Raw genomic sequence first — 7,433 nt, forward strand, 5'->3', positions numbered from 1 at the left:
TTCGGGCAGACCTTTACGCATTCCATACACAGGATGCAATCCGTCCCGTTTTTTCTCTTCCTGGAATTATCCGTCATTTCCACATCCATGGGACAGACCTTCTTGCATTTTCCGCAGGAAATGCATTTCATCTTATCGCAACGAATCCGCACCAGTGAAAAATAACTCATAGGCTTAAGGAATACGGTAACCGGACAGATATATTTACAAAAAGCCCGATTATCCTTGAAAAGAAAAGCCAGCGCTATTCCTACAAGATAATAAGCGAGATTTCCGATAAGGAAAGCCCAAAACATAATCCTTTCCAAGTTTCCTACCTTCAAAAGAAACAAAGTGGAAACAAAGAGGAAAGACAAAGCAAAAGTCAGATAGCGAATCCAGCCAATATTTTTCCGGGGAAGCACCCTGGTCTTATAGGGCAGAAAATCCAAAACCATAGCGGTCCAACAGGCATAGCCGCAGAAGCCTCTTCCAAAAATCAAAGGCCCGAAGATTTTCGCCACCGCATAATGAATGGTAGCCGCCTCGAAAACACCGGTAAATAAATAGTACCAAAAGCCCTCAATTTGCATATTTTCCCGGTTGATAAGCCCTAAATAAACAAGCATATACAGCCCCACGAGAAGCTGTACTACACGACGGGCATGGGGATATTTTCTTCCAAGCAGAAAAATTCCGAAAGATAGTGAGATTCCAATATAGCTAAAGTTGAAAAGATAAAAAAGATTATGCTTCGTAAGCCAAAGACTCACCGCCACCGCTTCGAAAATGCCACCAATCAGAAGTACCAAAGCATATTTTTTCAAGAAATCGCGCAAATAAAAACTCCTCTCCCGTGTAAGTCCATTCTTTTTTGCGTCCTAAAGGGTAAAACCGGGCTATAGGACTACTCTTAGTTATAGGACAAAATATATTGCAAAAAGTTTGTCTCGGTAAATTGTATGCTTATCGTTTCTTATTTTCAAGTTCTGCCGCACAATTGTAATTTAATGAAAGGCAACTTATAATAGTTCCGCTATAGAATGACATTTTGTAGAAGAAACCGATCCCCGCTATGTAAACTTTGAATTAGATAGTTACTGGATGGCTGATGCCGGAGTGGATGTTCCCGCCCTGATGGAGAAACTGGGTGGACAAAGATCCTATAAAGAGTCTGCAAAAAAGTGCAGATTTCATGAAGACGGAATTAACACAATCCGGAAAGTAAGAAAGAAATAGGGGCGAATTGCAAAACATTTACGGGGGCTTGTGCTTATGAATAGTGAATATTATGAGAAAACCATACAAAAGATGTATGAAGCAATAGCGGTTATAGAGGGGCTAAAGGATCTAAAAGAGGGAAATACCGAAGAGGGAGCCGAGACCATGTGCAAATTAAAGGAGAAATTCTTACTGAAGTAAACGAAAAATAATCTATATACTTCATATTCTTTATGGTTGAAGAAACTTAGATGAACTGGTTACTTCGTTTTATAATGACAATGTATTGATAACAAACGAATTTTGATGTATCCTATCATAAAGTCAATAAACGAAAAAGCAATTTAGAAATATCTGATTGGAGGTACTTTGCATGGCAACAACAAATTTAAACATCAGAACCGATAAGGATATTAAAGAGCAGGCGGATCAAATATTTTCCAAGCTGGGACTGAATATGACTACCGCCATCAATATATTTCTTAGAACAACTATCCGCGAAAACGGGATTCCCTTTTCTTTAAAACTGGATACTCCAAATGAAGAGACGACTACTGCTATCGAGGAAGGACGCCGTATTGCCTTAGATAGTAGCGTAAAATCCTATAAAACCATGGATGATCTCAAGGCGGCTTTGGAAGTATGAAATACGAAGTCAAGTTCACTAACCAGTTTAAGAAAGATTTTAAACTCGCTAAAAAACAGAATAAAGATTTAAATAAACTCTTCGACGTAGTAAATATTCTAGCAGAAGGCGGCATATTAGAGGCAAAATATCGAGACCATGACCTATCCGGTAAGTATAAGGGTACAAGAGAATGTCATATTGAACCGGATTGGTTGTTAGTATACGAAATTCAAAATGACGTTCTTGTCCTCATACTCTACCGTCTTGGAACTCACTCGGAATTATTTAAGAAATGAGCTGGAAAATTAAACTATTTTACAGTTTCAATGTTTAATTCATTTCCTCAATTCCCCCTTCGGAAAGCCCTTCCTCTTGCAAGAATCTTCTGGCATTGGCATTATTTTCCGTATGAAAAAGCTTATGATCATCGCAATCATGTAGGAGGGCGGAAAGAGCAATAACTTCCTCTTCTCCCTGTCCTTCCATTTCGGCAATCATCATGGCATTTTTATATACTCGCAAGCTATGAGCAAGGTCGTGTCCATCTCCGTTTCCCTGAAAAAGCTTTGTGATATAGTCTACCGCCCTTTCGATTCTACTTTCTCCCATAAATTCGCATCTCCTCTATCAAATCGTACACTCGCTTTCCGGAAAGAATCATGGTTTTTCTGTCCTGAAATATGGTGCCGTAACGAGCCTCCATTTGCCTCCAGCGCTCTTCCAACTCTCTTTCTTCCCGTTCTTTTTCTTCCGTGAAAATGTCGGAAAAGCTAAGCTGTCTTCCTTCATTTTCCTCCAAGCAAAGAAAGCTCCTCTCATATGTGTATATAGTTATGTGTATACCTATGTATATATTTACGTTCATCCCTTTAACAGGATTTCTCATACAAAAAAATTCTATGTTTATACTTCAATATTTTCATGTTCTTGTTCAGGAACAAAAACACAAAAAAAGAGCGGAAACCGCTCTTTTTACTGCCGCCTATATAGGCTTTTCCAAACTAAAAATCCTCAGCTTCTCAATGTATGATTGAAACGCTTAGCCCAACAAAGTCATAAGAACCGGCACAACGAGAATAAAAAGCACGGTACTGATGGTCACCACATTGGTGGAAAACTCTACATCTCCGTCTCCTTGGCTGGCCAAAATGGGCAGAACCGCAAGAGCCGGTGTAGCCGACTGAATCACAAAGGTATTGAATTCCTTCGTTGGCAGTCCTCTTCCTGTAAAGAAAAGTAAAGCATACATGATGGCGGGGGCAAGAATAAAACGCCCCACCACCGCAACTACAGTGTCTTTATCTAAGTGAATGCTCCGAAGCCCCGCCTTTGCAAGAATAATTCCAATGTAAATCAAAGACAAGGGTGTTACAATATTCCCGATATAGGTCAAGGTATTTTCAGCAAATGCGGGCACTGAAATCCCTAAAAGTAAAAATACCAAAGCGATCAGAAAGCCCACAAGAGGAGCCGGTAAAAGCTTCTTCCAGTCAAAATTTGTCCCCTCTTTCTTTTTCCCTCCCACACTGTCCGAGGTCATGATATAAACACCCAAGGTCCAGGTGGAAATCGTATTGGTAATATAATAAATCAGGAAATAGGGTAGAGCCTCTTCTCCAAAAAGAGCAATGTTTAAGGGAAGCCCAATGAAAATGGTGTTGGCATTTACAAAGGTATTGATCATCGTGCCTCGTCTTCCGGCACGAACTCCACATAGCTTTACCGCCAAAAAGCCGAAAATATAGGTTAAAGCAAAGGCTCCAAAGGTGTAAAGCAAGCCTCCCGAAAGGCTGATGAGCTTATCTACGGTAAGATACTTTAATACCGAGACAAAAATGGAAACCGGTAAAGCTACATTCATAATAAGCCGGGACAGATTCGGTCCGAAGCTCTCCGAAAACCAGCCTTTTAGCTGCAAAATGTAGCCGAGAGCGATAATCACGATAATCGGAATAATACTTTGTATCGAGGTGAGAAATACCGTCATTATCTCCTCCTTTATTTATATTCCGGATACCACTTTAAGTCCCTTACCGCCTTTTCCATATCCTGCTCTTTTGCACGGGCAAGCCCCTGCTCCTTTGCCTTCTTTGCCACCGCTTCCGCTACCTTAATGGAAACCTCGCCCACATACTTAAAAGGAGGAAGCACCGGTGCACCGGGCTTTGTGATATCGGTAATACCGGACAAGGAATCTGCTGCTGCCGCAATCATTTCATCGGTTAAGAGACTTGCTTCCGAAGCCAGCATCCCAAGGCCCAGTCCGGGATAAATCAGGGCGTTATTTGCCTGCCCAATGATATACTCTATGCCCTTATAAGAAACAGGGTCTGCCGGAATACCGGTTGCTACGAAGGCCTTTCCGTCTGACCAGGTAATCAGGTCTTCCGCCGTTGCCTCTGCCAGTTCTGTCGGATTGGACAAGGGGAAAATGCAGGGGCGCGCAGTATTCTGACACATCGCTTCCACAACTTCCTTAGTAAAGGTATTTGGCTGTGTAGAGGTACCTACAAGAATCGTCGCCTTTACCGTTCTTACTACCTCTGCCAAGTCCGTTAATTTGTCTGCATTCGGAAAGTCGGAACGTTTCTTCGCAAAGGGTTTCTGCTGGGGTGTTAAATCCTCCATATCATCAAAGAGTAATCCCTGCTTATCCACCATGAAGAAACGCTTGTATGCCTCTTCCTCGGATAAGCCCTCTCTCATCATTTCTCTGTGTACACGGGAGGCAATACCGGCTCCTGCCGTACCCCCACCAAAACAAAGATAAACCTGATCCCTAAGCTTCTGTCCGCTGATGGCCATTGCCCCAAATACTCCGCCTAAGGTTACGATTCCTGTTCCTTGAATATCATCATTAAAAGTTGGGATCTTGGTACGATACTTTTCCAGAATATTCGCAGCGTTTCCACGGCCGAAGTCCTCCCAGTGAAGATAGAGTTTGGGGAAAAGACGCTCAGCAGTCTCTACAAATTGGTCAATAAAGTCATAGTAACGATCTCCTCTGACACGCTCGTGACGATTTCCCAAGTAGTTGGGATTGTTTCGCAGTACTTCCCTGTTGGTACCGGCATCGATAACCAAGGGGAGAACACAGGCCGGATCAATTCCTGCAGCACCGCTGTATACCATCAGCTTTCCTACGGAAATATCCACGCCATTGGTGCCCCAGTCCCCTATTCCGAGAATAGCTTCCGCATCGGTTACCACAATGAGACGGATTTCCCTGTCTCCTGCGGCGTTTTTCAAGGTCTTTTCAATATTTTCCGGATGGTTAATGTCCAGATAAGCCGCATACTGAGGATCCACAAAAAGATCACTATAGCCCTCAATGGTTAACGAAACCGTGGGATCATAAACAATAGGGTTAAATTCTGCCAAATGCTTGGAAAAAAGATAGTAGAAAAGAGTACGATTGGTATTGAAAATCTGCATGAGGAAGAGACGCTTTTCCAGGTCATTTTCCTTCTTTTCCATCTGAGCATAGGTCTGTGCCGCCTGCTCTTCAATGGTCTGCACGTGGGGAGGCAAAAGTCCGATCAGTCCTAATTTCTCACGTTCCTCCATGGTAAATGCCGTCCCCTTGTTTAAAAAGGGATTGTTCAAAATTTCATGTGCTTTCATAAGATTCCTCCTACTCATTAAGGAAAAGAGCAAACTGCCCTGTGAAGATGGTCCAGCCATCCGATGTACGCACAATCTAACATCGGTATAAATAATTTTCAACATCCTCATAAAAAGTTTAACAGAATCTACACACTTAACAGAATAAACACAATTACAAAGTAGCAAGACTAAACATTTGTTTCTATGCAGTACCATCGACAAATTGTTTTATATCAGATTTTGAATGCGCCGGTAAGGGAATCCGGATTTTTAGGGTTTTTCTTCGTAATTCGATGATATAACTCGGTTTGTCTCTCTAGCAGGTGGCCCTGATTCATCTATTTTGATTCAACGCAATCCAATCTCACTTTTTTTACTTTGAATTTTCTTTCCATCCCTGATTTCTTGTGATAGCATAAAACGGTTATTAAAGTATAAGGGTAAGGAGGATAAAATTGAGAGTTATAGTATGCGGCGGTAGAAATTTTCAAGATAAAGAATTTTGCTTTGAAAAGCTGGATGAAATCATGTCTTCTCTAAAAGATATAGAAATTGTCTCCGGAAATGCGAAAGGTGCTGATGCATTCGGTGAAGAATATGCTCTAAAAAATGGCCTAAAATTATCCGTATTTAAAGCCGACTGGAAGAAATATGGCAGGGCTGCCGGTCCCATTCGAAATAGAGAAATGTATCACTATGCTCTGAAAGACGAGCCTATGATTATTGCATTTTGGGACGGCGTAAGTAAGGGAACAAAAAACATGATTGAAGTGGCTTCTAGAGATGGAGCAGAGGTTCATATCGTAAATATTTAAGGAGCGTATTATGTATAATGGAGATGAAAGACTTGTTCATAATGGAAGGTATCTTTCCAACACAATGCTCGACTTTTGGAAATGGGCATATTCAGACATCCTCCATAATATGCAAAGAGGAACTTTTGCAGAGTTTATTGTAAAATGTGCTTTGGAAAATATTGGCATTCATACCAATGAAGAACAAGCAAGCATAAAGCCTTATGACCTTAATGGTCCTATTATCCTCTCCAGCGGAAAACCTGCAAGAATAGAGGTGAAATCTGCCGCATTTGTTCAAACTTGGGATATCAAACACCCGGATAGAGCGAACTATAGTATTGCCCCGGCCAAAATGCCTGATGAAACCGGAGATTATCCGTATCTTTCCGGAAGGCAACGAAATAATGATATCTATGTATTTACATTATATACTGCGACGGATAGAAGAGAAAATATATTGGATTTATCCTGGTGGGAGTTTTATATCCTTCCTACTTATTTCATTGAATCGGATAAAAAATTGGTACTACAAAAAACAATTTCTCTTAAAACAGTAAAAAAACTTTGCCCGGTACTTTCCTTTGAGCAATTGGGTGATGCCATCCAAAAATGCTGTAAAGAAATCCCTGTACATGAGTACCGTATTTTCCCATCTGATACTTAGAAAATTTATATCTTAAATGCAAAGCTGAGAACCTAAAACTAACAATGTGCAATTGGAATGGAGGTTCCTTCAATGGCGAACACAAAACTAAATAACGAAAATAATAAAGAAAATCCTAAACAGGCGAATCAGCTTTTTTCTGAGCTTAGACTGAATGATGTGACTATAGCCGCCATTAAAGAGGGGCGGCGTATTGCCTTAGATAATCGCGTAAAATCATATAATACTATGGATAGTCTTAAAAAGGCTCTGGGAGTATAAAACACGAGGCGGCAGTGATTCTCACTCTATTGTTCTTCCTTTACACAAACTAGGAATTATTTAAGAAATGAGTTGGTAAATTAAACTATTTTACAGTTTCAATGTTTAATTCATTTCCTCTCCCCACTCCTTCAGAAAATCCTGCATGAGCTTATCCCTTTTCTCCGCCATTTTTCGTGCAGAAGGGGTGTTCAGCTCCTTAGAAATCAGTAAAAGCTTGTCATAAAAATGCTCGATGGAATTCTCCAAGCTTCTACCGTGGCTTCCGCCAAACTGG

General features: G+C 41.0%; 11 protein-coding genes. 6 read left to right on the top strand and 5 right to left on the bottom strand.

The annotated features are described in order from the left end of the window. The coding region (locus RYL27_RS09765; protein WP_314966904.1) for a 4Fe-4S binding protein at positions 1 to 818 on the bottom strand (818 nt) is incomplete at its 3' end. Positions 819 to 1,254: 436 nt separating this feature from the next. Between RYL27_RS09765 and RYL27_RS09770 the strand changes: the two genes are divergently transcribed. The 3 genes from RYL27_RS09770 (at position 1,255) to RYL27_RS09780 (ending at position 2,124) form a co-directional block, all read left to right on the top strand. After that, positions 1,255 to 1,401 (top strand): ABC transporter substrate-binding protein, encoded by a 147-nt coding sequence (locus RYL27_RS09770; protein WP_314966906.1) that lies wholly within the window; start codon positions 1,255 to 1,257, stop codon positions 1,399 to 1,401. A 172-nt stretch (positions 1,402 to 1,573) separates the two neighbouring features. Next, entirely contained in the window at positions 1,574 to 1,846 is a 273-nt protein-coding gene (locus tag RYL27_RS09775) for a type II toxin-antitoxin system RelB/DinJ family antitoxin (RefSeq protein WP_314966907.1), read from the top strand. Beyond that, on the top strand, positions 1,843 to 2,124 hold the full coding sequence (locus tag RYL27_RS09780) for a type II toxin-antitoxin system YafQ family toxin (RefSeq protein WP_009534678.1): 282 nt from the start codon (positions 1,843 to 1,845) through the stop codon (positions 2,122 to 2,124). Before RYL27_RS09775 ends, RYL27_RS09780 begins: the two co-directional genes overlap by 4 nt. 34 nt (positions 2,125 to 2,158) lie before the next feature. Here the strand turns inward: RYL27_RS09780 and RYL27_RS09785 are convergent, their stop codons facing one another. The 4 genes from RYL27_RS09785 to RYL27_RS09800 form a co-directional block, all read right to left on the bottom strand. Beyond that, complete coding sequence (locus RYL27_RS09785; RefSeq protein ID WP_314966909.1) at positions 2,159 to 2,437, bottom strand: HD domain-containing protein; 279 nt, start codon at positions 2,435 to 2,437, stop codon at positions 2,159 to 2,161. Then, positions 2,424 to 2,627, bottom strand: a complete 204-nt coding sequence (locus RYL27_RS09790) for a hypothetical protein (protein WP_314966911.1) — start codon at positions 2,625 to 2,627, stop codon at positions 2,424 to 2,426. The genes RYL27_RS09785 and RYL27_RS09790 overlap by 14 nt, the downstream gene beginning before the upstream one ends. A 240-nt stretch (positions 2,628 to 2,867) precedes the next feature. Then, positions 2,868 to 3,815 carry an AEC family transporter gene (locus RYL27_RS09795; protein WP_314966913.1) on the bottom strand — a complete coding sequence of 316 codons (948 nt, stop codon included), beginning with the start codon at positions 3,813 to 3,815 and terminating at the stop codon, positions 2,868 to 2,870. 11 nt (positions 3,816 to 3,826) lie between these two features. Next, positions 3,827 to 5,452 (bottom strand): malolactic enzyme, encoded by a 1,626-nt coding sequence (locus RYL27_RS09800; RefSeq protein ID WP_314966915.1) that lies wholly within the window; start codon positions 5,450 to 5,452, stop codon positions 3,827 to 3,829. Positions 5,453 to 5,889: 437 nt separating this feature from the next. Here RYL27_RS09800 and RYL27_RS09805 point away from each other — a divergent pair, with 437 nt between their 5' ends. From RYL27_RS09805 to RYL27_RS09815, 3 genes are all read left to right on the top strand, one after another. Then, a complete protein-coding gene (locus tag RYL27_RS09805; protein ID WP_314966917.1) occupies positions 5,890 to 6,249 on the top strand; it encodes a DUF2493 domain-containing protein in 360 nt (119 codons plus the stop codon). 10 nt (positions 6,250 to 6,259) lie between these two features. Continuing rightward, entirely contained in the window at positions 6,260 to 6,895 is a 636-nt protein-coding gene (locus RYL27_RS09810; protein ID WP_314966919.1) for a hypothetical protein, read from the top strand. 72 nt (positions 6,896 to 6,967) lie between these two features. Continuing rightward, a complete protein-coding gene (locus RYL27_RS09815) occupies positions 6,968 to 7,156 on the top strand; it encodes a hypothetical protein (RefSeq protein ID WP_314966921.1) in 189 nt (62 codons plus the stop codon). Positions 7,157 to 7,433: the final 277 nt, after the last annotated feature.

Origin of the sequence: Oribacterium sinus (assembly GCF_963537195.1) — a bacterium.
Taxonomy (GTDB): Bacteria; Bacillota; Clostridia; order Lachnospirales; family Lachnospiraceae; genus Oribacterium; species Oribacterium sinus_A.